The organism is Stenotrophomonas sp. B1-1, from assembly GCF_010894375.1.
GTDB lineage: Bacteria > Pseudomonadota > Gammaproteobacteria > Xanthomonadales > Xanthomonadaceae > Stenotrophomonas.
This window is the reverse complement of the sequence record NZ_JAAIUZ010000002.1, coordinates 76,164-98,227: the sequence shown is the minus strand read 5'-3', so window position 1 is coordinate 98,227 and position 22,064 is coordinate 76,164. Positions and strand designations below refer to the sequence as shown.

The following is a 22,064-nucleotide window of genomic DNA, read 5'->3' as shown; positions in this document are numbered from 1 at the left end:
TCAGTTCGCCGGCTGCGCTGCCGGCGGCTGCTGCGGCGCGTTGCCGAAATCGACCGCCGGCGCGTTGGAAATCTGCGCCTCGTTTTCCACGCTGAAGTTCGGCTTGGGCTGGTAGCCGAAGATCTTGGCGGTGATCAACTGCGGGAACGAGCGGATGTAGGTGTTGTAGTCCTGCACCTGCTGGATGTAGCGGCCACGGGCCACGGTGATGCGGTTTTCGGTGCCTTCCAGCTGCGCCTGCAGGTCGCGGAAGTTGGCGTCGGACTTCAGCACCGGATAGTTCTCGGTAACCACCAGCAGCCGCGACAGCGCACTGCCCAGTTCGCCCTGCGCCTGCTGGAACTGCTTGAGCGAGGCTTCATCATCGGCGTTGACGTTGATCTGGCCGACCCGCGAGCGGGCGTTGGTGACTTCGGTCAGCACGCGCTCTTCCTGGCTGGCGAAGCCTTTCACGGTCTGCACCAGGTTGGGCACCAGATCGGCGCGGCGCTTGTACTGGTTCAACACTTCGGACCAGCTGGCCTTCACGGCCTCGTCCTTCTGCTGGATGGTGTTGTAGCCGCAGCCGGAGAGCAGGCCGGCCAGCAGCAGCAGGGGCAGGACACGGGTGAACAGGCGCATGGTGGCAATTCCGGGTGGACGATGTGCCGAGCATGCCACGGACGCGGTGAAAGATCGGCCATCGGGCGCCGCCCCCTCCGCGGTGGTGGTGCTCATCGATCATCGGGGTAGTCCGGGCGGGTGGGCATGACGGGGGACGCCGTGAATCCGTCCTCGGAGGCTTAGCCGCGCCATCCATGGCGCGGATACCCCCGCCACGCCCACCCGCCCGGCCTCGTACGGTTTCCTGCGCACCGCGGGAAGATCAAAAAAGAGCAAGAGCAAGAGCCGATGCTTCCGGCATTCGTGTCGACCAAGGTCGACACCTACCAGAGCGGGAGGCCGACACGCACCCAAGCGGGAGGCCGTTCCGACAGACCGCGGGAAACTGTCGAAGGCGGGGTGGGTCCGGTTGAGGGGGCGTGAGCCGCATGGATGCGGCGACCGAGCTTACATGGACGTACTTGCAGCGTCCCCCTCAACCGGACCCACCCCGCCATCCCACGGAATGCCAGCTTTTGACGTTGACGTTGATTCGGCGGGTGCAGGGCTGCAAGCCCTGCCGCAACCCACCTCCTCAGCAGGCTTCGGCGGCCGGGGCGCGCACCCGCCCCCACCACGCCAGCACCAGCGCGGCAGCCGCCAGCAACCCACCGGCCACCGGAATGGCCGCATAACCCAGGCCCAGGCTGATCACCGCCCCGCCCAGCGCGGCCCCCAGCGCATTGCCCAGGTTGAACGCACCCACATTGATGGACGACGCCAGGCCCGGCGCCTCGGTCGCCGCCTGCATCACCCGGATCTGCAGCGGCGGCACGATCGCGAAGGTGGCCGCACCGAATAACAGCAGCCCCACCGCAGCGGTGGCGTGGCTCATGAACGCCAGCGGCAGCACCAGCATCAACAGGGCCAGCACCGCCAGCAGGATGCGCGTGGCGCCGTCCAGCGACCAGTCGGCCAGACGCCCGCCAATGCCATTGCCCACGGTGAAGCCGATGCCCACCAGCGCCAGCGACACCGCGATGAATGCATTGGAGGCACCGGTCAGCTCGGTCAGCACCGGCGCCACATAGGTGTACAGGGTGAACATCGCACCGGCCCCCAGCACCGTGGTCGCCATCGCCAGCAGCACCTGCGGCTGCATGATCGCCTTCAGCTCACGGTGCACGTCCGGGCGCGGGCCCGGCGCCGAAGCCGGCAGGGCCAGGCCCAGCGCGGTGATCGCCACCACGCCCAGCACCGCCGTACCGGCAAAGGACAGGCGCCAGCCCAGCTGCTGCCCGGCCCAGGTGGCCAGCGGCACGCCGCCGATGTTGGCGATGGTCAAGCCCATGAACATGGTGGCCACGGCCGCGGCCTGCTTGTCCTTCGGCACCAGGCTGGCGGCCACCACCGCGCCGATGCCGAAGAACGCGCCGTGGTTGAGGCTGGTGACCAGCCGCGACAGCAGCAGCAGGCCGTAGTTCGGCGCCAGCGCCGACAGCAGGTTGCCGACCACGAAGATCGACATCAGCAGCATCAGCGCGGTGCGCTTGCCGAAGCGCCCCATCAGCAGGGTCATCACCGGCGCACCCAGCATCACGCCCACCGCGTAGGCGGTAATCAGCATGCCGGCAGTAGGGATGCCCACGCCCACGCCGTCGGCGATGACCGGCAGCAGGCCCATGGGCGCGAATTCGGTGGTGCCGATGGCGAAGGCGCCGACGGCAAGGGCCAGCAAGGCGGCTCTGGAGTTCATGGACGTTTCCTGCGTGGGGCAGGCCTGTGAAAAGAAGCGCACAGGGTGCGCGCTTTGCCCGACCGGATTAAGCCCCGTGGCGGGGAAACAGTGTTGACCCCGGTTCACAGATCCCCATAACGCAGAACCCCCGGCCAGGCCGGGGGTTCCAGGAAACGCGCTTACCAGTCGCCGGCACCCGGCACGTGGTGTTCGCGTGCGCGGCGGCGCATCAGCAGGTTCAGCCACTCCACCAGCACCGAGAAGCCCATCGCGGCGTAGATGTAGGGCTTGGGCACGTGCACGTCCAGGCCGTCCAGGATCAGCACCGCGCCGATCAGCAGGATGAAGGCCAGCGCCAGCATCTTCACCGTCGGGTTGGCGTCGATGAAGCGGCCCAGCGGGTTGGCGGCCAGCAGCATCACCATGACCGACAGCAGGATCGCGGCCACCATCACCGGAATGTGGTCGGCAATGCCGACCGCGGTGATGACCGAGTCCAGCGAGAACACGATGTCGATGATCGCGATCTGCAGGATGACCATGCCGAACACGCCCGAAGCCTTACTGGTGGCGGGATTTTCATCGTCGCCACCGGTGATCAGTTCCTTGATCTCCAGGTAGCCCTTGATGATCAGGAACAGGCCACCGACGATCAGCACCAGGTCGCGGATGGAAATGCCCATGCCGGCCACGTTGAACAGGTTGGCCGACATGTGCGCCAGGTAGGCCAGCGACACCAGCAGCAGGATGCGGGTGATGCAGGCCACGGCGATGCCGAGCTTGCGGGCGAACGGGCGGCGCTCTTCCGGCAGCTTGCTGACGGCGATGGAGATGAACACCAGGTTGTCGATGCCGAGCACGATTTCCAGCGCGCTCAGGGTGAACAGGGTCACCCAGGCGTTGGGGTCGGCGAGGAACTCAAAGGACATGGAAACTCTTCAAGGCAGTGGGGAATGGGAGGTTCAGCCGTAGGTGCCGGCCAACAGGTGCGGCACCACGACCAGGGCCCAGCACAGCAGTACGTTCATCATCAGCACGAACACCGCCGCCGAGCCCATGTCCTTGGCGCGGCCGGCCAGCTCGTGGATCTCCGGGCCATAGCGCTCGATCACCGCTTCGATGGCCGAATTGGCCAGCTCCATGGCCAGCACCAGCAGCATCGAGCCGATCAGCAGCGCGCGCTCCACCGGGGTCTGGCCCAGCCACAGCGCCAGCGGCGCCAGCAGCACCAGCAGGTAGACCTCCAGGCGGAACGAGGATTCGTGCAGCCAGGCGGCGCGCAGGCCCTGCCAGGACCAGCGTGCGGCCTGGAAGATGCGGCGCGGGCCGCGGGGCATGTGGCCGAAGTTGTCAGCCACGGGCGAGGGATCCAGCAACAGGGGCGCGGCGCAGCGACCGCTCAGACGCACGGCAGGAGATCATGAAGGCACAGGGAGGGGCAGATGGCGCCCATTTTGCCACAAGGGCCGCCGTGGCACCCCGGCCCCGGCCGTGCGCCACCTGACAGGGACAAGCGGCCTGCCGGCCCAGCTCCTATGATGAACGTCCTTATTGTTGCGCTGGAGAGCCCGATGACCCGTCGCCGTACCTGCCTGCTGATGCTGGGCCTGCTGACTGCCGCACCGCTGGCGCAGGCGCTCAGCCCGCCGGCAGCGCCGTCCGTGCCCGACCAGGTGTCCAACGTGGCCTGGGCCGGCGACATGGCCGCCTTCGCCCAGACCGACCGCACCTCGCCGCCGCCGCGCGGTGGCATCGAGTTCATCGGCAGCTCGTCCATCCGCATGTGGGACACCCTGGCCCGCGACTTCCCCACCCAGCCGGTGTTCAACCGCGGCTTCGGCGGTTCGGAAGTGCGCGACAGCACCTGGTACGCCGACCGCATCGTGGTGCCGTATGCGCCGTGCAAGGTGTTCTTCTATGCCGGCGACAATGATCTGAACAGCGGCCGCAGCGCCAGCCAGGTGCGTGACGACGTGGTAGCCTTCGTGCAGCGCGTGCACCGCGACCTGCCGAAGACGAAGGTGGAATACCTGTCGATCAAGCCCAGCCCGTCGCGTGCGCACCTGCTGCCGGCGATCAACGAAGCCAACGCGCAGATCAAGGCCGCGCTGGCGAAGCTGCCCAACACCGGTTACACCGACATCTACACCCCCATGCTGGGTGCCGATGGCCAGCCCGATGCGAAGCTGTTCCGCGAGGACATGCTGCACATGACCCCGGCCGGGTACGCGATCTGGACCCAGGCGCTGGCGCCGAAGGTCAACTGCAACTGAGCCATTGCGGACGCCGGGCATGGCCCGGCGCTACCGTCGCCCCATCCACGCATGGCGTGGATCTACCGGGATCGGGCGTGGGGTCAGAGCCCGTTGCGCGGCAACGGGATCCGACCCCGGCGCAGCGTCAGCGGAAGATGACGGTCGCTTCGGTGCCCTTGCCCGGCTCACTGGCCAGGCTGACCTTCCAGCCGAAGCGATCACACAGGCGGCGCACGATCGACAGGCCCAGGCCGGTGCCCTGCGGGCGGTCCGGTTCGGCGCGGTAGAACGGCTCGAACGCCCGCGCCAGCGCCTCTTCGGACATACCGATGCCGGTATCGCGCACCACCACCCGGTCGGCCTGCACATCCACATCGATGCGCCCTTCGTCGGTGTAGTTGCAGGCATTGCGCACCAGGTTGCTGACCACCACCTGCAGCACCCGCGGCGGGGCGTGCAGCTGCACCGGTTCGGCACTGTGCAGGGCGATGCTGACCGGGCGGTTGCCCAGCAGTTCGCGCGCGTTGTCCACTTCGTAGCGCACCACGTCGTTCACATCGAACAGTTCGATCTGCGGTTCGATGTCGGCCTCGCGGGCCAGGATCAGGAATGCGTCGATCACCGCTTCCATGTCCCGCCCGGCGCGCTGGATGCGCTGCAGGCTGCGGCGCAGGCGCGGTTCCAGGCCGTCGTCGGCCAGCGCCATGTCACTGGCCACGCGGATCACCGTCAGCGGCGTGCGCAGTTCGTGGCTGGCATCACGGGTGAAGTTGCGCTCGCGGGCCACGTGGTCGCTGACCCGGGTGGCCAGCGAATGCAGCGCTGCGGCCAATTGCCGGGTCTCGCCCTGCATGTCCGCCGGCAGTTTGTCCGGCTCCAGGTCGGCCGCTTCCGGATGCCCCGGGTCCCAGCGTGAGACGCGCCGGGCCAGCCAGTTCACCGGCGAGACTAGGCGCTTGGAGGCGCGGTAGGTCACCCAGCTGGCGCCGTACACGGCCAGCAGGGTCAGCAGCACCGGCACGATGCCGAACCAGAACGCCAGCATTTCCGCGCGCGAACGCAGGAACACCAGGTACAGGCGCCCCTCGGGCCGCGCGTCCACCAGCACCAGCTGGTCATCGCCGGGCAGTTCGTGGAAGCCCGGCTCCAGCGCGCGCAGGTTGGGCGGCAGCGACAGGCTGGACTGACCGCGTTCCAACAGGTAGCCGCGGATGTTCTGGGTGTTGGGCGGCGGTTGTGCCGGCGAGGCCGCGTACAGGGTCCAGTAGTAGGACGCCTCTTCGCGCAGGGCCGCGCCCACCAGGCTGTGCTTGATCACCAGCGCGACCAGCCAGGCACCCAGCAGGATGCCCAGGCTGGCCAGCACGGCCTGCAGGATGAAAACGATGCGGATCTTGCGCGGCAGGCCGTGCGGCATTGCGGGGTCCCGGTCGAAGCGCTGCGATTATAGGCAGCGCCACGTGCCACGGTCGTGCACGGACGGTGACCACACTGGCAACAAGCTGCCCGCCCGCTGCCCCGGGCCCCGGCCAGGGCCGGGGCGGGTCTGTGCCTGCGCCAGCACCGATCAGGCCATCGGTTGGGCGATATCGGCGATGCGGTAACCGGCGCTCTGCACGGTGTGCAGCAGCGGGCGGTCGAACGGCTTGTCGATGATCTTGCGCAGGTTGTACAGATGGCTGCGCAGCGTGTCCGAATCGGGCAGGCCGTTGCCCCAGATCTCGCGCTCGATTTCCTGGCGGGTGACCACGCGCGGCGATTCGCGCATCAGGATGGTCAGCAGGCGAAGACCAATCGGCGAAAGCTGCAGTTCGGTACCGGCGCGGGTGGCGCGCATGCTGACCGGGTCGAGCACCAGGTCGGCCACCTTCAGCACTTCCGAACCCACCTGGCGGCGCTCGCGGCGGATCAGCGCGCGCAACCGGGCTTCCAGTTCCTGGATGGCGAACGGCTTGGTCAGGTAATCGTCTGCACCAAAGCCCAGGCCGGTCAGCTTGTCGTCCAGGGTGTCGCGCGCGGTCAGCATCAGCACCGGCGTCGACTTGCGTGCATCGTTGCGCAGGCGGCGGCATACCTCGATGCCGTCCAGGCGCGGCAGCATCAGGTCCAGCACGACCACGTCGTAGCTGTTCTCGGCAGCCAGACGGTAGCCGTCCAGGCCATCCTGCGCGTAATCCACCTCGAAGCCACGGCCTTCCAGGTACTCGCCGATCATCTCGGAGATGTTGCGATTGTCCTCGACCACCAGCACCAAGCCGGAAGTCTCCTTCGTCTGACGCATGTGATTCCCTCTGTCTTCAGCTTTGTGAAACATGCCCCATCGACGGTGGACGCGATGTGAAGTTCCGTCAAGACACGCGGAAACGGCTCATAGCAGGGGCTTGAGCAGCGGCCAGACGTTGTCCAGCACCTTCGGCTGCGCCTGGGCGGTGGGGTGCAGGCCGTCGGCCTGCATCAGCCCCGGCTGCAGGGCCACGCCTTCCAGCAGGAACGGCAGCAGCGGCACCTTGTACTGGTCGGCCAGGCCCCGGTAGACCGCGGCCAGACGCTGGCGGTAGCCGGGGCCGTAGTTGGGCGGTACGTCGATGCCCAGCAGCAGCACCTTGGCACCGGCCTTCTGGCTGGCCTGCACCATCTTTTCCAGGTTGCCCCGCACCTGCAGCGGGGTCAAGCCGCGCAGGGCATCGTTGCCGCCCAGGGCGATCACCACCACGCTGGGCGTTTCCCGCGCCAGCAGGCCCGGCAGGCGGGTCAGCGCGCCGGCGGTGGTTTCCCCGCTCATGCTGGCATTGACGATGCGCGGCGGGGTTTTCGACTGCTGCCTGACCCGCTTGTCCAGCAGGCTGACCCAGCCGGCATCGGCCGGGATATTGTGGGCAGCACTGAGACTGTCGCCCAGCACCAGCACGGTGCCGCCCGGACCTTTGGCACAGGCCAGCAGGGGCGCCAGCAGCAACCCTAGCAGCAGCACCATCATCGTGCCGGCTTGCCGGCTCCATCCTGTAACGCGCATTGGAGTCTCCTCATCGACAGCCTGTCCCCCCGCAGTGCGCCCGTCGCCATCGCCGTCGACCAGGTCGGCAAGACCGTGCAGGGCCCGGAGGGTGAAGTCCACATACTGGACAACATCACCCTGACCGTCCATGAAGGCACCAGCGTGGCCATTGTCGGCGCCTCCGGTTCCGGCAAGACCACCCTGCTGGGGCTGCTGGCCGGGCTGGACCTGCCCAGCCACGGCCGCATCGCCCTGGCCGGGCAGGAGCTGGGTGCGCTGGACGAAGAAGCCCGGGCGCAGCTGCGCGCGCGCGAAGTCGGCTTCGTGTTCCAGAGCTTCCACCTGCTACCGGCGCTGACCGCCGCCGAGAACGTGGCCCTGCCGCTGGAACTGGCCGGCCGCGAAGACCCGGCCCGCGTGCAGCAGGTGCTGGAGGCGGTGGGCCTGGCCCATCGTGGCCGCCACTACCCGCGCCAATTGTCCGGTGGCGAGCAGCAGCGCGTGGCCCTTGCCCGCGCCTTCGTCAGCCGCCCGCGCATCCTGTTCGCCGATGAGCCCACCGGCTCGCTGGACCAGGCCACCGGCCAGCACATCAGCGACCTGCTGTTCGAACTCAATGCCAGCAGTGGCACCACCCTGGTGCTGGTGACCCACGACCTGCGCCTGGCACAGCGCTGCCAGCACATCCACCGCATCGACAACGGCCGCCTGCAGGACGTCGCCCACGAGGCGCACGCATGAACCTGCTGCGCCATGCCTGGCGTGCGCTGCGCCGCGAGGCGCTGGCCGGCGACCTGCTGACCGTGTTCGCCGCGCTGGTGCTGGGCGTGGCGGTGATGACCGCCGTGGGCACCCTGGTGAACCGGGTGAACCTGGCCCTGACCGGCAGTGCCGCGGAAATGCTGGGCGGCGACCTGGGCGTGGGCAGCCGCAACGAACCGCCTGCAGCCTTCGCCGAAGAAGCGCAGCGGCGCGGCCTGGCCCACACCCGCATTGCCGGCTTCGGCAGCGTGCTGTTCCAGGGCGATGCCAGCCAGATGGCCAGCATCAAGGCGGTTGAAGCGGGCTACCCGCTGCGCGGCAGCCTGCGCGTGCGTGCCACCCCGGGCGGGGCGCTGATCGAGCGCGCCGGCATGCCGCCCAAGGGCCAGGCCTACGCCGACCCACGGCTGCTGCAGGCGCTGGGCCTGGAGGCCGGCGACGATCTGGAATTTGGCGCGGGCACGCTGCGCATCGCCGGCATCATCGAAGCCGAGCCGGATACCGGCGGCGACCTGCTGACGCTGTCCCCTACCCTGCTGGTGAACCGCGCCGACGTGGACGGCACGGGCCTGCTCGGCCCCGGCAGCCGCATCAACTACCGCTTGATGTTCGCCGGCGATCCGGCGCAGATCGCCGCGTTCCGGCAGTGGCTGCTGCCACAGACCAAGGGCATGCGCGTGCTGAGCGTGGATGACACCCAGCGCGGGGTGCGCCAGGCCTTCGATCTGGCGGGCCGTTTCCTGGGCCTGAGCGCGCTGCTGGCGGTGCTGCTGGCCGGCGTGGCCACCGCCCTGGCCGCCAACCGCTTTGCCCTGCGCCGCATCGACCAGGTGGCCGTGCTGCGCTGCCTGGGCGCACGCCAGCGCGACATCCTGCTGGGCCTGGCCCTGCAGTTGCTGATGCTGGCGGTGCCGGCCTGTGCCGTGGGCATCGCACTGGGCATGGCCGCACAGGAAGGCCTGGTGCAGGCACTGGGCAGTCTGGTGCCGCAGCGCCTGCCGCTGCCTGAAGCCACCCCGGCACTGACCGGCGCCGGCATCTGCCTGTTGCTGCTGTTCGGCTTCGGCTTGCCGCCGCTGCTGCGCCTGCGCGGGGTGCCGCCGATGCGGGTGCTGAACCGCTCGTTCGCCGCACTGCCGCCGGCCTCGCTGCTGGCCTATGTAGCCGCGCTGGGCGCCAGCCTGCTGTTGGCGGTGCAGGTAACCGGCGATCTGAAACTGGCGCTGTGGGTGCTGGGCGGGCTGGCCGCGCTGGCGCTGGCCGCCGGCGTGCTGGGCTTTGTGCTGCTGCAGGTGCTGCGCGGCCTGCAGCACCGCCTGCATGGCAACTGGCGGCTGGGCCTGGCCGCACTGACCCGGCGCCGCCTGCTGGCGGTGATGCAGCTGGTGGGCCTGTCGCTGTCGCTGTGCGCGCTGCTGTTGCTGGCGGTGACCGGACCGGGCCTGCTGCAGCAGTGGCGCGAGCGCCTGCCGGCCGATACCCCCAATTACTTCCTGATCAACATCCAGCCCGAACAGCGCGACAGCGTGCTGGCCACCCTGCGGGGCCTGGGCGCGGACGACGCCAGCATCGAGCCGATGGCCACAGGCCGCCTGATCGCGATCAACGGCAAGCCGCCGCTGCGCGTGGACCAGGCCGGCGCCGAAGGCAACGGCGCGAACAACGGCCCGCGCGAAGACGACGACGAGAACCGCCCGCTGAACTTCAGTTGGCGCAGCACCTTCCCGCCGGCCAATGCACTGCTGGAAGGCCGCTTCTGGCAGGCCGACAGCACCGCGGCGGAGGCCTCGGTGGAAACCGGCTGGGCGCGGCGCTACGGCGCGCACCTGGGCGATCGCATCACCATCGCCGTCGGCGAGCAGCAGCGCGAGTTCACCGTTACCAGTATCCGCAAGGCCGACTGGAACACCTTCCGGCCGAACTTCTTCGTGCTGTTGAACCCCAACGCGGTGGGCGATGCCCCGCACAACCTGCTGTCGGCCTTCCACCTGCCGGCCGGCCAGGCCGCAGGCCTGGGTGAGCTGGTACGGGCCCAGCCCAACCTGTCCCTGCTGGATGTGGACGCGGTGATTTCGCAGGTGCGCGATGTGATGAACCGGGTCGCGCAGGCGGTGCAGCTGGTGATGGTGTTCAGCCTGCTGGCCGGCGTGCTGGTGCTGCTGGCGGCGCTGCAGGCCACTGCCGGCGAGCGGCGTTATGACAGTGCGGTACTGCGCACCCTGGGCGCCACCCGCCGCCAGCTGCGCGGCGCGGTGCTGGTGGAATTCGGTGCGCTGGGCACCCTGGCCGCCACGCTGGCCGTGGGTGCGGCGGCGGCGATCGGCCTGCTGGTGTCGCAGAAGGTGTTCGAACTGCCGCTGCTGCCGCCCTGGCCGGGCCTGTTGCTGGGCGGCGTGCTGGGCATCGGCCTGAGCCTGCTGGCCGGCTGGTGGGGTACCCGGCGGATCCTGCACACCCCGCCGGCCCTGGCCCTGCGCGAGGCCTGAGCACCGGCAGCGCGGCGTGGATGTGCAGTCCACGCCGCGCTGCGTATGCTTGCCGCCTTTCCCCCAGGGCGTACGCCGATGCCGTTCACCGCTTACCTGTACCCGGTGCTGTTGCTGGTGGCCAGCAACGTGTTCATGACCTTTGCCTGGTACGGGCACCTGAAGTACAAGAGCGCGCCGCTGATGCTGGTCATCATGGTCAGCTGGGGCATCGCCTTCTTCGAGTACTGCCTGCAGGTGCCGGGCAACCGCCTCGGCAGCGCGGTGTATTCAGCGCCGCAGCTGAAGGGCATGCAGGAAGTGATCACCCTGCTGGTGTTCGCGGTGTTTTCCGCGTTCTACTTGGACCAGCCGCTGAAGTGGAACCACTGGGCCGCGTTCGGGCTGATCGTGGTGGCCGCGTTTTTGATGTTCAAGGAATAGGAATGAAGTACCGCTTCTGCCTGCGCGTGCTTCTGGTCGGCGTGCCACTGCTGTTGGCGACGCAGGCCGCATCTGCCCGCACTGCGCCGGGCCTTGTCCCGGACCCGGTACAGGCGTTCGTGCTGGAAACGGTGCTGGCCGACGAGGTGCGCGCCTTCCACGAGGGCCACCCGACCTATCTGGTCACCGCCGACGGGGCGCACACGCGCAGCGACGCCGAGGTGCTGGCCGGGCTGCGTGCGGAGTTCGACCGGTTCTATCAGGGCCAACCGAAACCGAGGAAGGAAGTGGCGCACATGGCGATCCTGGTCGCGCAGACCGCACTGCTGCTGCCCGACCGCACGGCGTGCAGCACCGACCGCGTGCGCTGCAGCGACGCCATCAGGCGCGTGCGCACACGCGATGACGAGGCGAGCCTGCAGGTCACCCTGCGGGCGTTCCAGGAGGCCGGGTTGGACCTGACGACCCTGGGTGCGCCGGCGTCTTGAGCCGGGAGCGTGCCGAGCAAGCTCGGCACCTACCCAAAGCGGAAGTAGATCCACGCCATGCATGGATGCGCTGCCGGAGAGAGGCAGTCGAGCATGGCTCGACTCTACAAGGGGGCTTTTTCCACGTACTTGGCGAAGACCTCGTCGATCTGCGCGTCCTTCACCTTCTTCCCGTCCTGGATGTCCTGGGCCTGGGTGAACAGCGGAATGATCATCGCCATGCCATCCAGCTTGGTCTTCAGGTGCACGCCCGGGGCCTGGCCGAGGAAGCCGTCCCAGCGCTGGCGCACCTTGCCCCAGTAACCGGCAGTGGCCTTCCAGTAATCGCGGGCCGGGGTGAAATCGACATCGGTGGTCTTGATGTAGTCGTTGAAGCCGAACTCGCGGGCGATTTCCACCTGGCTGCCATCGGCGTTGCGCTGCACCTTGGTGTTGAACTGCTCGTGGGTCCAGCCGTTCGGGGTCAGGGTGTGGCGGTTGATCACCGCCAGCGCGTTGTAGTCGCTGCGCTTGGTGTACTCACGGCGCGGCAACGGACGCCAGCTCAGATCGCTGGTCCAGGTCGCCACGTTGTTGTCATAGCTCCAGCGCCCGGTGCCGCAGTAGCGCGGGGCATCACTCACTTCGTACACGCACTGGGTCCAGGCACCCTGGTTCTGCGCGGCCGGGATGGCACGCACCTGCCAGGTCTGCTCGGCGCTGAATTCGAAACGGTTCGGCGCCTCGTACACCCAGTCCTGCCGCCAGTGCTTGGTCACATGGCCGCTCTTTTCATCCAGCAGCAGGTGCTGCAGCACCACGCGCTTCGGGCTGTCTTCCACCACCACCACCACTTCGTTGCCGCCGCTGCGCATGGCCGGCGCGCGTTCGTAGCCCGGCTTCAGCAGTACGGTTTCGTCGAAGGCGAAATCCACGTTGTATTCGCCCTGCATGGCCAGGATGCTGGCGTGGTCGCGGGCGATGTCGGAGGGCTGGGCGTGGGCTGCGCCGGTGGCGGCGAGCAGCAGCATCGCACTGGCTGTCTGCAACTTCATCGAATGTCCTTGGCTCTACGGTTCATGGAAAGGCCATCCGTGGCCGGTAGTCGTTCCATCAGGAGCGTTGCAGCGGGCGCGCGCTTACAGGCGCACCAGCGGCAGATCGTCCGGCGCGCGCGGGGCCGGGCGGCGCGCAGCGTCGGCACAGCAGCAGTCATCGATGGCCAGTTCGCCCTCTGCGCCTTCCAGGCGGGCGATGCGGCGCGCGGTGGCCGCCCCCAGCGAGGACAGCGTGGACAGGCTGGCGGCCAGTGTGCGGCCCTCTTCGGCCGCATGCAGGCGCAGTGCGCACAGGCGCCAGCGCTGCCCGCCCAGGTGGCCGGCCAGGCGCCGCCACAGGCGTTCGCCCACGCTGCCATCGGCATCGCGCGACGGCGCCGATGGCAACGCGGCCACCAGCCGGTCCCAGGCCAGGAAATCACTGTCCGGCAGCAGGTACAGGCGCCACACACAGCGGCCGCGGGCATCGAGGAAACACAGGCTTTCGCGCAGGCCTTCGCTGTCCACGCCCTGGCAGGCGTGCACCGAAACCGCCTGGCGCCAGCCGCCGATCTCGCTGCCATCGGCGTGGTACAGGCACAACACGGTGCCGAGCGCGGCCAGCTGCGCCGGCGTGGGCCAGACCTGCAGCGGCACCCGCGGCAGGGACGACGACAGACGACGTGCAGACAGGGCTCGGCTCATGGGATTCACCAGGAAACGGCAAGGCTGGCCGACAGCGTGCGGCCGGGGCTGGTATAGCGGTCCAGCACGCTGCTGCTGGCCGACAGGGTCGAACCAACGTTGGACCAGTCGATGTAGCGCTTGTCACCGAGGTTGAACACGCCCACGTTGAAGGTGGCGCCCGGAGCGAAGTTCCAGTGCGCCATCAGGTCGGCCACGCCGTAGCCGGCCGGGCGGTAGACCGTGGCCGAGGCGACCCGGTCCTTGCGCTTGACGAAGGTGCCGGCCAGCTCGACGCCCCAGGTATCGGTGTCGTACATCAGGCCGACCGTGCCGCGCATCGGGTCCACCGAATCCAGCGGGGTGTCTTCGGTCTTGTTGTCACCGCGCGACCAGGCCACCGCGCTGCGCAGCGCCCAGCCCTGCAGCGCGGGGCTGATCTGGCCGAAATCCACGCCGGCCTTCAGCTCGGCGCCGTAGATGCGCGCATCGGCGATGTTGCGCGACTGGAACACCATCAGGCCCTGCGCGTTGGTGCCGACCAGCGACTGCGACTCGATGAAATCCTTGTAGTCGTTGTAGTAGCCACTCAGGCTGACGTAGGCCGCCGGCGACAGGAAACGCAGGCCCAGTTCCACGCCATCGCTGGTTTCCGGCTTCAAATCCGGGTTGGGAATGGCGGTGTAGCCGAAGGCGAAGTTGGTGAAGCCCAGGTTGACGTCGTTGTACGGCGGCGAACGGAAGCCGCGCGAGTAGCCGGCAAACAGCGACCAGGCGTCGCTGAAGCGATAGACCATGCCCAGCTTGGGCGAGACGCTGGTCTTTTCCAGCTTGGTGACGGCAACGCCGGGGTTATCTTGGGCGAAGATCGAATCCACGTCCGGCTTCAGCTCGTAACGGTCCACGCGTACGCCCGGTACCAGCGACAGCTTGCCGCCGGCCATGCGCATTTCGTCCTGTGCATACAGGCCCAGTTCGGTGGTCTTGCTGATCGGGAAATCGCGCACCGGGAACACATCGGGCAGCAGCGTGCTGGTCACCTGGCCGTTGGCCAGCACCTGGTAGCCATCGCGCTTCTGCCGGATCTCGGTGCGCGCGCCTTCGAAGCCATAGGTCAACGCGTGTTCCACGCTGCCGGTGCTGAAGGCCTTGTTGAACTGCGCCTGCAGGCCGTACACCTGCTGGTCGAAGTTGAACTCGCGATGGCGACGGGTGCGGTTGGCACGGTCTTCGTCGGTAACCTGGGTGGTTTCGCTGTGCTGGCTGTAGATCTGCCAGTGCAGGCTGTCGGCGAAGGCCTTGTCCAGCGCATCCATTTCATGGGCGAAGGACACGCGGGTGCGTTCCTGGGTGTCGTGCGCCTTCATGCCGGTGGTCGTGGTGCGGTCGATCAGCGACAGCACATCGGTATCGGTGCTGTCCTCGTTGCCTTCCACGGTCAGGCGGAAGCGCTGGTCCGCGCTGGGCGCGAATACCAGCTTGGCCAGGCCGCTGCGACCGTCGCGATCCTGCGGGTTGGCCGCGGTACGGGTGTTGTTGCGGCTGCGCTCATCGCCCTGGTTGTCGGTTTCCTGGCCCTGGCGGTGGTTGATGTTGACCATGCCGCTCCAGCGGTCGCCACCGAAGGCGGTGGTGATGCCGCCCAGCAGACCCTGCCATTCACCGTCGTAGCCGAACTTCAGGCCAACGTAGCTGTCCTTGCCATCCTTCAGGTAATCGGTGGGGTCCTTGGTGACGAAGGCCACCACGCCACCCAGCGCATCGGAGCCGTACAGCGAACTGGCCGGACCGCGCACGATCTCCACGCGCTTGAGCGTGTCCAGATCGGTGAAGTTGCGGTTGGCGTTGGAGAACGAGCCGATGCTGAAGCTGGTCGGCATGGCGATGCCGTCGGTCTGGATGCGCACGCGGTTGCCGTCCAGGCCACGGATGCGGATGCTGCCCAGGCCGAACCGGGTGGCGCTGCGGCTGGCCGACAGACCCGGCTCGTAGCGGATCAGGTCCTGGATGTCCTGCACCAGATGGCGGTCCATCTGTTCGCGGTCGATCACATCCACCGTGGCAGCCACATCGCTCACGGCGCGTTCGGTGCGCGTGGCGGTGACCTGCACGCGATCAAATTCGCGCGCGTCGGGCGCGGCATCGGCTTCGGCGGCGGCATGGGCGGACAGCGGCAGGGCCATCCACAGGGCGATCGACAGGGCGGTCTGGCGGGTCATCGGTCTTGGGTCTTCGGGCACACAGGGGGAACCCCCGGCCACCGGCACGCAGAACGTGCACGGACAGCCGAGGGGGAGAGAGCGGGAGCGGACGGGTCGCCCACCCTGCCGGCGGGCCGGCAGGTGGGAGGGATGCGGGCGACCGGGCCGCGTTACTTGGTCAGGATCAGCTTGTCGTTGCTGGTGTGGCGCAACCGATAGAAACGGTCGCCGTGCTGGATCAGGATTTCACGACGGCCCTTGAGCAGGGCTTCGCTGTCGATGACCTCTTCGGCCGGAACGGCACGCACCGGGCGGTCGCGGAGGGTCAGCGTTTCGGGGCGCAGCAGTACAGGTTGAGCATTCATGAGCGTCTGGACTCGTGCGAGGGACGCGATAGATGATAATGATTCTCAGTTGACAATCAACAACCATTCTCAATTCGGGCGATGAGAATATCTATTGAATTGTTAATTTCAATAGACAGTGGCTATTGATTGGGTAGAGTCGAGCTTGCTCGACTGCTCTTGCTCACGAGCAGTCGAGCAAGCTCGACTCTACGAAAGGCAAAGGCAGGAGCAGTCGAGCAAGCTCGACTCTACGAAAGGCGTGGCGCGCGGGTTCGGCGCCACCAGGGCGATCAGACGAACGCGGCTTCCACCCGTGCCCAGCCGGCCTCGTCCATCTGCGCCAGCACGTCCAGCGCCTGCAGGTTCTGCAGCAGCTGCGGCACGCGGCTGGCGCCGAGGATCACGCTGGACACGTTCGGGTTGCGCAGGCACCAGGCAATGGCCAGGCTGGCCGGGGCATGCCCCAGCTCGCGGGCGACCTGGCTGAAACGGCGTACCTGGGCCAGCCGCGCGGCGGCGTTGTCGCCCAGCACCAGGTCCTGCAGCCAGCCCATGCCGTCACGGCCCAGGCGCGCGTCGGCGGGAATGCCGTCGTCGTACTTGCCGCTCAACAGCCCCGACGCCAGCGGCGAGAAGATGGTCGTGCCCAGGCCCGGCGCTTCATACAGCGGGGCGTATTCCACTTCCACCCGCTCGCGGTGCAGCAGGTTGTACTGCGGCTGTTCCATCGATGGGCCCTGCAGGTTGTGCCGCGCGGCCACCTCCAGCGCCTGCTGGATCTGCGCGGCCGACCATTCCGACGTGCCCCAGTACAGCACCTTGCCCTGCCGCACCAGGGTATCCATGGCGTGCACGGTTTCGGCGATGGGCGCGTCCGGATCCGGGCGGTGGCAGTAATAAAGGTCCAGATAGTCCACCCGCAGGCGCTTGAGCGCGGCGTGGCAGGCATCGGTCACATGCTTGCGCGACAGGCCGCGCTGGGTCGGCCGCGGGTCCTTGGCACTGCCGAAGAACACCTTGCTGGACACGCAGTAGCCGTCGCGCGGCAGCCGCAGATCGGCAATCACATCGCCCATCACCTGCTCGGCGCGGCCGTTGGCATAGCCCTCGGCGTTGTCGAAGAAGTTGATGCCATGGTCCCAGGCGGCGGCCACCAGGTTGCGCGACTCGTCCCGGGCGACCTGGTCGCCGAAGGTCACCCAGGCGCCGAAGGACAGGGCGGAAATCGGCAGGCCGGTGGAGCCCAGGCGACGGTAGAGCATGACAATCTCCTGCTGCAGGCCCGCATCCGGGCCGGGATCGAGCCCCCATTCTACCTGTCCCGGCAACCGCCAAGCCCTTGCCGTTGCTGGCTTGTTCGGAGCCGATGGGAACCGGCAGGCGGCTTTTCCTTGCTCCGGCCCCTGCCCTGCACTAGGCTTCCCGTTTTTCGCGACGCCCCAGGGGAGTCACCACATGGTCGAAGGTTTGGGCAGGATCGGCTTCGGCCTGTTCGGGTTGGCGGTGCTGATCGGCATCACCTGGCTGTTTTCCAACAACAAGCGCGCGGTGGACTGGAAACTGGTCGTCACCGGCATCACCCTGCAGATCGCGTTCGCGGCGCTGGTGATCCTGGTGCCGGGCGGCCGTGACGTGTTCGATGCCCTGGGCAAGGGCTTCGTGAAGGTACTGAGCTTCGTCAACGAAGGCTCGGGCTTCATCTTCGGCTCGTTGATGGACACGAAGAATTACGGCTTCATCTTCGCCTTCCAGGTGCTGCCGACCATCATCTTCTTCTCGGCGCTGATGGGCGTGATGTACCACCTGAACATCATGCAGGGCATCGTGCGCGTGATGGCCTGGTCGATCACCAAGGTGATGCGCGTGTCCGGCGCGGAAACCACCAGCGTCTGCGCCAGCGTCTTCATCGGCCAGACCGAGGCGCCGCTGACCGTGCGCCCGTACATTCCGAAGATGACCCAGTCCGAGCTGCTGACCATGATGATCGGCGGCATGGCCCACATCGCCGGCGGCGTGCTGGCGGCCTACGTGGGCATGCTGGGCGGTGGCGACCCGGTGCAGCAGGCGTTCTACGCCAAGCACCTGCTGGCCGCCAGCATCATGGCCGCCCCGGCAACCCTGGTGGTGGCCAAGCTGCTGATTCCGGAAACCGGCACCCCCCTGACCCGCGGTACGGTGAAGATGGAAGTGGAGAAGACCTCCAGCAACATCATCGACGCCGCTGCTGCCGGCGCCGGCGATGGCCTGAAGCTGGCCCTGAACATCGGCGCCATGCTGCTGGCCTTCATCGCCCTGATCGCCCTGCTGAACGCCCCGCTGACCTGGATCGGTGATGTGACCGGCCTGGCTGCCGCCATCGGCAAGCCCACCAACCTGTCCACCATCTTTGGCTACGTGCTGGCGCCGATCGCCTGGGTGATCGGCACCCCGTGGGCCGACGCCACCACGGTGGGCTCGCTGATCGGCCAGAAAGTCGTGATCAACGAGTTCGTGGCGTACACCGAGCTGTCGCAGATCGTGAACGGCCAGGTGGCCGGCGTGAGCCTGTCCGACGAGGGCCGCCTGATCGCGACCTATGCGCTGTGTGGCTTTGCCAACTTCAGCTCGATCGCCATCCAGATCGGTGGCATCGGTGGCCTGGCCCCCGAACGTCGCCACGACCTGGCCAAGTTCGGCCTGCGCGCGGTGCTGGGCGGTACCATCGCCACCTTCATGACGGCCACCATCGCCGGCGTGCTGACCCATTTCAGCTGAACCCCTGTTTGAGAAAAGATTCCCTATGAGCAGCAGTGTCGTTGTCGTCGGTTCCTTCAATGTCGATCACGTGTGGCGGTGCGAAGCACTGCCGGCACCGGGTGCGACCATTGCCGGCCGTTACAGCACCGGCCCCGGTGGCAAGGGCTTCAACCAGGCGGTTGCCGCCAGCCGTGCCGGTGCCGACACGCACTTCCTGTGCGCGCTGGGCGACGACGCCGGTGGCGCCATGGCCCGTGACCTGGCCGCGCAGGACGGCTTCGCCCTGATCGCCGAGGCCAGCGCCGAGCCGACCGGCACCGCCGGTATCTACGTGGATGCCCGTGGCCGCAACACCATCGTGATCGGCCCCGGCGCCAATGCCGCCCTCAGCACCGACTTCCTGCAGCAGCAACAGGCCCTGCTGGCCGGCGCCAAGGTGGTACTGGTGCAGCTGGAATCGCCGGTGCAGACCATCGAAGCGGCGCTGGCCGCCGCCCGCGAAGCCGGTGTGACCACCGTGCTCAACGCGGCCCCGGCCGACGCCCCCTCGAGCATCGGCCTGCTGAAGCTGGCCGACGTGATCACCCCGAACGAGACCGAGTTCGCCGCCCTGCTCGGCCGCCACGTGGGCGAGCGCGTGGACGCCGACGATGTGGCCGCACTGGACGGCGCCAGCCTGCATGCGCTGTGCCGCAAGCTGGTGGGCAACGGCACCGTGGTGGTCACCCTGGGTGCGGTGGGTGTGTTCGTGTCGCATGCCGACGAGCAGCTGCGCGGCGATACCCAGCCCTACTACCGCGTGGGTGCCGAACAGGTGCAGGCGATCGACACCACCGGTGCCGGCGATGCGTTCAACGGCGCACTGGCCGCCTCGATCGCCCAGGTGCCGGACGCCCCGTTCGCGCGCCACGTGCGTTTCGCCAACCAGTTCGCCGGCCGTTCCACCGAAAAGGAAGGCGCCGCCGCGGCCATGCCGCGCTTCACCCCGGCTGACGTGTAAATCCACGCCATGCGTGAATGAGAACCCCGGGCGTGCGAACGCCCGGGGTTTTTTGTGTCCCGCCGCCCACCATGATCGAACTGTAGGGGCAGTAGATCCACGCCATGCGTGGATGGGCGTTAGCGCCTGACCCAGCCGCCCACCATGGCCCAGCCCTTGGGGCGGCGGAAGCAACCGTCAAGCATCTGCTGATTCCGGTGCGGCATGACCTCGGTCCGGATCGGCCTGAATGGGCGCCCCTGGCAGCGGGCCTTCGCCCCGCCCGCGCCCTACAATGGGCACATGCAGATCGGCCCGTACACCATTGCCCCCAACGTCGTGCTGGCGCCCATGGCCGGCGTCACCGACAAACCGTTCCGCCTGCTGTGCAAACGGCTGGGTGCGGGTCTGGCCGCCTCGGAGATGACCATCAGCGACCCGCGCTTCTGGAACACGCGCAAGTCGATCCACCGCATGGACCATGACGGCGAGCCGGCCCCCATCAGTGTGCAGATTGCCGGCACCGAGCCGCAGCAGCTGGCCGAGGCGGCCCGCTACAACGTCGACCACGGCGCGCAGATCATCGACATCAACATGGGCTGCCCAGCCAAGAAGGTGTGCAACGCCTGGGCCGGCTCCGCATTGATGCGCGACGAGGCATTGGTGGCGCGCATCCTGGAGGCGGTGGTGAACGCGGTGCCGGTGCCGGTCACGCTGAAGATCCGCACCGGCTGGGACTGCGACCATCGCAATGGCCCGCTGATTGCGCGCATTGCCGAGGACAGTGGCATTGCCGCGCTGGCGGTGCATGGCCGCACCCGCGACCAGCATTACACCGGCCAGGCCGAATACAGCACCATTGCCGAGATCAAGGCCGCGCTGCGCATTCCGGTCATCGCCAATGGCGATATCGATTCGCCGCAGAAGGCCGCGCAGGTGTTGCAGCAGACCGGGGTGGACGCGGTGATGATCGGCCGCTCCGCGCAGGGCCGGCCGTGGATCTTCCGCGAAGTGGCGCACTACCTGGCCACCGGCCAGGAACTGCCGCCGCCGTCGCTGGCCGAAGTGCGCGACATCCTGCTGGGCCACCTGCATGCACTGCACGCGTTCTACGGTGAACCGCAGGGCGTGCGCATCGCCCGCAAGCACCTGGGCTGGTACGCCAAGGACCGCCCGGAAAATGCCGCCTTCCGCGCCGTGGTGAACCGCGCCGAAGACCCGGCCAGCCAGATCGCACTGACGGCCGAGTATTTCGACCGCCTGATCGCCGGGGAGCCGGCCATGCCCACAGCCGCCTGACCGCCAGCCCATTCGCAACGTCGAGCATGCTCGACGCCCGCACTTGTGGAGTCGAGCTTGCTCGACCACCGCATTGGTAGAGTCGAGCTTGCTCGACTGATTTTCAGAACAGTCGAGCAAGCTCGACTCTACGCGCCCTGCATCGAGCAAGCTCGACGCTCCCAAGCAAACTCGACCGCCACACGAGCCCGCCATGACCCCGCCGATCTCCTCCCCCACCTACCTGCACGGTTTTTCCGGCACCGAACAGCAGCGCCTGATGACCCAGGCGCGCCTGCTGGAATCGAGCATCTTCGGCCAGATCGACTACAGCGGCGCCCGCCGCCTGCTGGAAGTGGGCAGCGGCGTGGGCGCGCAGACCGAGATCCTGCTGCGCCGTTTCCCCGACCTGCACGTGACCGGCGTGGACCTGAGCGAGGCCCAGCTGGCCACGGCGCGCGAGAACCTGGCGCGCACGCCCTGGTGCAGCGACCGCTACACCCTGCAGCAGGCCGATGCCGGTGAACTGCCGTTCGAGGCGCGCAGCTTCGATTCGGCCTTCCTGTGCTGGGTGCTGGAGCACGTGCCTTCGCCGGCCCGCGTATTGAGCGAAGTCCGCCGCGTGCTGGCGCCGGGTTCGCCGGTGTACATCACTGAAGTGATGAATGCGTCGTTCCTGCTCGATCCGTATTCGCCGCACATCTGGCGTTACTGGATGGCCTTCAACGACTTCCAGTACGACCACGGCGGCGACCCGTTCGTCGGCGCCAAGCTGGGCAACCTGCTGCTGGCCGGCGGCTTCCGCGACGTGCATACCGAAATCAAGACCATCCACCTGGACAACCGCGAACCGGCGCGCCGCAAGACCATGATCGCGTTCTGGGAACAGCTGCTGCTGTCGGCGGCCGACCAGCTGCTGCAGGCCGGTGCGGTGGACGAAGACACCGTGGAAGGCATGCGCCGCGAGTTCCGACTGGTGCAGAACGATCCCAACGCGGTGTTCTTCTATTCGTTCGTGCAGGGCCGCGCTACGGTGTATTGAAAGCCTATCCACGCATGGCGTGGATCTACTGCACCATCCACGCCATGCGTGG

Annotated in this window: 21 protein-coding genes; 9 read left to right on the top strand and 12 right to left on the bottom strand. The window is 67.8% G+C overall.

The genetic code is table 11. The features are described from left to right. The 4 genes from G4G00_RS01650 to G4G00_RS01635 form a co-directional block, all read right to left on the bottom strand. Positions 1–621: a LemA family protein gene (locus tag G4G00_RS01650; RefSeq protein WP_108752217.1), complete on the bottom strand. Its 621-nt coding sequence runs from the start codon at positions 619–621 to the stop codon at positions 1–3. A 556-nt stretch (positions 622–1,177) separates the two neighbouring features. After that, entirely contained in the window at positions 1,178–2,338 is a 1,161-nt protein-coding gene (locus G4G00_RS01645) for an MFS transporter (protein ID WP_108752216.1), read from the bottom strand. Between the two features lie 161 nt (positions 2,339–2,499). Next, a complete protein-coding gene (locus tag G4G00_RS01640) occupies positions 2,500–3,249 on the bottom strand; it encodes a TerC family protein (RefSeq protein ID WP_108748578.1) in 750 nt (249 codons plus the stop codon). Positions 3,250–3,282: 33 nt separating this feature from the next. After that, on the bottom strand, positions 3,283–3,678 hold the full coding sequence (locus G4G00_RS01635; RefSeq protein WP_108751473.1) for a diacylglycerol kinase: 396 nt from the start codon (positions 3,676–3,678) through the stop codon (positions 3,283–3,285). 213 nt (positions 3,679–3,891) lie between these two features. On the opposite strand from G4G00_RS01635, the gene G4G00_RS01630 reads away from it, so the two are divergent. After that, on the top strand, positions 3,892–4,593 hold the full coding sequence (locus G4G00_RS01630; protein WP_164270905.1) for an SGNH/GDSL hydrolase family protein: 702 nt from the start codon (positions 3,892–3,894) through the stop codon (positions 4,591–4,593). Positions 4,594–4,720: 127 nt separating this feature from the next. On the opposite strand, the gene G4G00_RS01625 is transcribed toward G4G00_RS01630, so the two are convergent. The 3 genes from G4G00_RS01625 to G4G00_RS01615 all read right to left on the bottom strand — a co-directional run bounded on the left by G4G00_RS01625 (position 4,721) and on the right by G4G00_RS01615 (position 7,588). Next, on the bottom strand, positions 4,721–5,992 hold the full coding sequence (locus G4G00_RS01625; RefSeq protein ID WP_108752214.1) for a HAMP domain-containing sensor histidine kinase: 1,272 nt from the start codon (positions 5,990–5,992) through the stop codon (positions 4,721–4,723). 150 nt (positions 5,993–6,142) lie between these two features. Further along, positions 6,143–6,856: a response regulator transcription factor gene (locus tag G4G00_RS01620; protein ID WP_002811889.1), complete on the bottom strand. Its 714-nt coding sequence runs from the start codon at positions 6,854–6,856 to the stop codon at positions 6,143–6,145. A gap of 87 nt (positions 6,857–6,943) precedes the next feature. Continuing rightward, positions 6,944–7,588, bottom strand: coding sequence for an arylesterase (locus G4G00_RS01615; RefSeq protein WP_108752213.1), 645 nt, complete (start codon positions 7,586–7,588; stop codon positions 6,944–6,946). A 75-nt stretch (positions 7,589–7,663) separates the two neighbouring features. On the opposite strand from G4G00_RS01615, the gene G4G00_RS01610 reads away from it, so the two are divergent. The 4 genes from G4G00_RS01610 (at position 7,664) to G4G00_RS01595 (ending at position 11,729) form a co-directional block, all read left to right on the top strand. Then, the gene (locus tag G4G00_RS01610; RefSeq protein WP_164270903.1) at positions 7,664–8,311 is read left to right on the top strand and encodes an ATP-binding cassette domain-containing protein; all 648 of its coding nucleotides are present in this window, start codon (positions 7,664–7,666) and stop codon (positions 8,309–8,311) included. Further along, on the top strand, positions 8,308–10,818 hold the full coding sequence (locus G4G00_RS01605) for an FtsX-like permease family protein (RefSeq protein WP_164270901.1): 2,511 nt from the start codon (positions 8,308–8,310) through the stop codon (positions 10,816–10,818). Before G4G00_RS01610 ends, G4G00_RS01605 begins: the two co-directional genes overlap by 4 nt. 78 nt (positions 10,819–10,896) lie before the next feature. Further along, positions 10,897–11,241 carry a DMT family protein gene (locus G4G00_RS01600; protein ID WP_164270899.1) on the top strand — a complete coding sequence of 115 codons (345 nt, stop codon included), beginning with the start codon at positions 10,897–10,899 and terminating at the stop codon, positions 11,239–11,241. Between the two features lie 2 nt (positions 11,242–11,243). Continuing rightward, positions 11,244–11,729 (top strand): hypothetical protein, encoded by a 486-nt coding sequence (locus tag G4G00_RS01595; RefSeq protein ID WP_164270898.1) that lies wholly within the window; start codon positions 11,244–11,246, stop codon positions 11,727–11,729. A 104-nt stretch (positions 11,730–11,833) separates the two neighbouring features. On the opposite strand, the gene G4G00_RS01590 is transcribed toward G4G00_RS01595, so the two are convergent. The 5 genes from G4G00_RS01590 to G4G00_RS01570 form a co-directional block, all read right to left on the bottom strand. Then, the gene (locus G4G00_RS01590; RefSeq protein WP_164270896.1) at positions 11,834–12,763 is read right to left on the bottom strand and encodes a DUF6607 family protein; all 930 of its coding nucleotides are present in this window, start codon (positions 12,761–12,763) and stop codon (positions 11,834–11,836) included. A gap of 84 nt (positions 12,764–12,847) precedes the next feature. After that, positions 12,848–13,450 (bottom strand): Hemin transport protein, encoded by a 603-nt coding sequence (locus G4G00_RS01585; protein WP_108752207.1) that lies wholly within the window; start codon positions 13,448–13,450, stop codon positions 12,848–12,850. A 5-nt stretch (positions 13,451–13,455) separates the two neighbouring features. Continuing rightward, complete coding sequence (locus G4G00_RS01580; RefSeq protein ID WP_343161366.1) at positions 13,456–15,648, bottom strand: TonB-dependent hemoglobin/transferrin/lactoferrin family receptor; 2,193 nt, start codon at positions 15,646–15,648, stop codon at positions 13,456–13,458. A gap of 152 nt (positions 15,649–15,800) precedes the next feature. Then, positions 15,801–15,995, bottom strand: a complete 195-nt coding sequence (locus G4G00_RS01575) for a hemin uptake protein HemP (protein ID WP_108748566.1) — start codon at positions 15,993–15,995, stop codon at positions 15,801–15,803. Between the two features lie 272 nt (positions 15,996–16,267). Next, a complete protein-coding gene (locus G4G00_RS01570) occupies positions 16,268–17,239 on the bottom strand; it encodes an aldo/keto reductase (protein WP_108752206.1) in 972 nt (323 codons plus the stop codon). Between the two features lie 193 nt (positions 17,240–17,432). On the opposite strand from G4G00_RS01570, the gene G4G00_RS01565 reads away from it, so the two are divergent. The 4 genes from G4G00_RS01565 (at position 17,433) to G4G00_RS01550 (ending at position 22,012) form a co-directional block, all read left to right on the top strand. Further along, complete coding sequence (locus G4G00_RS01565) at positions 17,433–18,731, top strand: nucleoside transporter C-terminal domain-containing protein (RefSeq protein WP_108748564.1); 1,299 nt, start codon at positions 17,433–17,435, stop codon at positions 18,729–18,731. Positions 18,732–18,756: 25 nt separating this feature from the next. Then, positions 18,757–19,713, top strand: coding sequence for a ribokinase (locus G4G00_RS01560; RefSeq protein ID WP_108752205.1), 957 nt, complete (start codon positions 18,757–18,759; stop codon positions 19,711–19,713). A gap of 282 nt (positions 19,714–19,995) precedes the next feature. Next, entirely contained in the window at positions 19,996–20,991 is a 996-nt protein-coding gene (gene dusB, locus G4G00_RS01555; RefSeq protein ID WP_108757641.1) for a tRNA dihydrouridine synthase DusB, read from the top strand. A 193-nt stretch (positions 20,992–21,184) separates the two neighbouring features. Beyond that, positions 21,185–22,012: a class I SAM-dependent methyltransferase gene (locus G4G00_RS01550; RefSeq protein WP_108748562.1), complete on the top strand. Its 828-nt coding sequence runs from the start codon at positions 21,185–21,187 to the stop codon at positions 22,010–22,012. Positions 22,013–22,064: the final 52 nt, after the last annotated feature.

What these genes read in the sequence shown, in the direction of transcription:
- G4G00_RS01605 (WP_164270901.1), top strand. Translation starts at nt 8,308, where the DNA reads ATGAACCTGCTGCGCCATGCCTGGCGTGCGCTGCGCCGCGAGGCGCTG.
- G4G00_RS01570 (WP_108752206.1), bottom strand. Translation starts at nt 17,239, where the DNA reads ATGCTCTACCGTCGCCTGGGCTCCACCGGCCTGCCGATTTCCGCCCTG.
- G4G00_RS01575 (WP_108748566.1), bottom strand. Translation starts at nt 15,995, where the DNA reads ATGAATGCTCAACCTGTACTGCTGCGCCCCGAAACGCTGACCCTCCGC.
- G4G00_RS01625 (WP_108752214.1), bottom strand. Translation starts at nt 5,992, where the DNA reads ATGCCGCACGGCCTGCCGCGCAAGATCCGCATCGTTTTCATCCTGCAG.
- G4G00_RS01585 (WP_108752207.1), bottom strand. Translation starts at nt 13,450, where the DNA reads ATGAGCCGAGCCCTGTCTGCACGTCGTCTGTCGTCGTCCCTGCCGCGG.
- G4G00_RS01600 (WP_164270899.1), top strand. Translation starts at nt 10,897, where the DNA reads ATGCCGTTCACCGCTTACCTGTACCCGGTGCTGTTGCTGGTGGCCAGC.
- dusB (WP_108757641.1), top strand. Translation starts at nt 19,996, where the DNA reads ATGCAGATCGGCCCGTACACCATTGCCCCCAACGTCGTGCTGGCGCCC.
- G4G00_RS01620 (WP_002811889.1), bottom strand. Translation starts at nt 6,856, where the DNA reads ATGCGTCAGACGAAGGAGACTTCCGGCTTGGTGCTGGTGGTCGAGGAC.
- G4G00_RS01595 (WP_164270898.1), top strand. Translation starts at nt 11,244, where the DNA reads ATGAAGTACCGCTTCTGCCTGCGCGTGCTTCTGGTCGGCGTGCCACTG.
- G4G00_RS01645 (WP_108752216.1), bottom strand. Translation starts at nt 2,338, where the DNA reads ATGAACTCCAGAGCCGCCTTGCTGGCCCTTGCCGTCGGCGCCTTCGCC.
- G4G00_RS01565 (WP_108748564.1), top strand. Translation starts at nt 17,433, where the DNA reads ATGGTCGAAGGTTTGGGCAGGATCGGCTTCGGCCTGTTCGGGTTGGCG.
- G4G00_RS01560 (WP_108752205.1), top strand. Translation starts at nt 18,757, where the DNA reads ATGAGCAGCAGTGTCGTTGTCGTCGGTTCCTTCAATGTCGATCACGTG.
- G4G00_RS01615 (WP_108752213.1), bottom strand. Translation starts at nt 7,588, where the DNA reads ATGCGCGTTACAGGATGGAGCCGGCAAGCCGGCACGATGATGGTGCTG.
- G4G00_RS01640 (WP_108748578.1), bottom strand. Translation starts at nt 3,249, where the DNA reads ATGTCCTTTGAGTTCCTCGCCGACCCCAACGCCTGGGTGACCCTGTTC.
- G4G00_RS01630 (WP_164270905.1), top strand. Translation starts at nt 3,892, where the DNA reads ATGACCCGTCGCCGTACCTGCCTGCTGATGCTGGGCCTGCTGACTGCC.
- G4G00_RS01650 (WP_108752217.1), bottom strand. Translation starts at nt 621, where the DNA reads ATGCGCCTGTTCACCCGTGTCCTGCCCCTGCTGCTGCTGGCCGGCCTG.
- G4G00_RS01590 (WP_164270896.1), bottom strand. Translation starts at nt 12,763, where the DNA reads ATGAAGTTGCAGACAGCCAGTGCGATGCTGCTGCTCGCCGCCACCGGC.
- G4G00_RS01580 (WP_343161366.1), bottom strand. Translation starts at nt 15,648, where the DNA reads ATGACCCGCCAGACCGCCCTGTCGATCGCCCTGTGGATGGCCCTGCCG.
- G4G00_RS01550 (WP_108748562.1), top strand. Translation starts at nt 21,185, where the DNA reads ATGACCCCGCCGATCTCCTCCCCCACCTACCTGCACGGTTTTTCCGGC.